Raw genomic sequence first — 1,387 nt, 5'->3', positions numbered from 1 at the left:
CTAGTAGGGCTTTGTTAGGTGGTGTCGTAGGGCTGCCATGGGGTGGGTTGTCGGCAGGTGGGGCAGGTTCCGGTCCAGGTGGCCAGTAGGTGTTGGAGGAGGTCCAGGGCCTGGTAGAGGGTCAGGCCCTGGCAGGGGCTTTTGGGGCGGAGCGCTGTTCGGTCAGGAAGAGGTGGGCGGCGGTGACGAGGGTGACGTGGCGGTGCCAGCCGGTGAACGAGCGGCCCTCGAAGTGGTCGAGGCCGAGTGTGGTCTTCAGCTCGCGGTAGTCGTGCTCGATGCGCCACCGTAGCTTCGCGAGCCGGACCAGGTCCCGGGCCGGTATGTCGGCCGGCAGGTTGGAGATCCAGTACTTGACCGGCTCGTCCTGGCCTTCGGGCCACTGGGCTATCAGCCACCGCAGTGCGATGACACCGTCCCGGGCGGGTTTGGGGCGGCGGCCGGCGAGGCGGACACGCAGGAACACGAAGCGGGCGGACATGGCGGCCTTGGATCCTTTGCGCCAGGTGACCGTGACGGCTCGTGCACGTCCGGCGGCCAGGACGTGTTCGCGCAGGCTGACCGGCCGGGTGCGGTAGCGGGGCAGCGGGCGTGGCCCGAGCCTGCTGTAAGGCGGCGTGCGAGGTTCGGCTGTCTCGGCGTGGGCGGTCATCTCGCCCTTGACCTGCAGGGCATAGGCCAGGCCGCGGTCCTCCAGGCCGTGACGGAAGTCGGCGTTCGCTCCGTAGCCGGTGTCCGCGACCAGCACCGCGGGCCGCAGTCCGACCGTGGCCAGCTCGTCGAGCATGTCCAGCGCGAGCTGCCATTTCGGCCGGTGATGCTCTTCTTCCGGGATGCGGCAGCGGGCCCGGCGCCCGGCAGCCTCGGCCTCGTCCCAGCCGCGGGGGAGAAACAGCCGCCAGGACAGCGGGCACGACGCGGTGTCGGACGCGGCGTGGACACTGACCCCGATCTGGCAGTTCCCGACCTTGCCCAGGGTGCCTGAGTACTGGCGGGCCACCCCGGGAGAGGACGTTCCGTCCTTCGGGAATCCGGTGTCGTCCACGACCCACACCTGCGGCCTCACCACCGCCACCGCCCGGCGGGCCAACCTGGTGCGGACGGTGTCCACCGGCCAGGTCGACGACGTCATGAACTGCTGCAACTGCTGATGGTCCACACCCAGGCGTCCGGCCATCGGCTGCATCGACTTCCGACGCCCGTCCAGGAGCAGGCCCCGCAGATACAGCCCGCCCTTCACCCGCTGGTCAGCACGCGCCAACGGCGCGAACACCTCCCCGGCAAACTCCTCCAACCGGCCCCTGCACGAAACGAGTTCATCCACCCTCATACCAGCAGGAAACCACCAGAGCGACTACTTGCCCAGAGACGTAACAAAGCCCTACTA

General features: G+C 69.1%; 1 protein-coding gene. It reads right to left on the bottom strand.

The features are described 5' to 3' along the window. Positions 1-121: 121 nt before the first annotated feature. Positions 122-1,330: an IS701 family transposase gene (locus IE140_RS35680; protein ID WP_150198824.1), complete on the bottom strand. Its 1,209-nt coding sequence runs from the start codon at positions 1,328-1,330 to the stop codon at positions 122-124. Positions 1,331-1,387 lie beyond the last annotated feature (57 nt).

The organism is Streptomyces parvus, assembly GCF_014648875.1.
GTDB lineage: Bacteria > Actinomycetota > Actinomycetes > Streptomycetales > Streptomycetaceae > Streptomyces > Streptomyces parvus.
The sequence above is the reverse complement of the archived record's forward strand: the minus strand, read 5'-3'. Positions and strand labels throughout refer to the sequence as shown.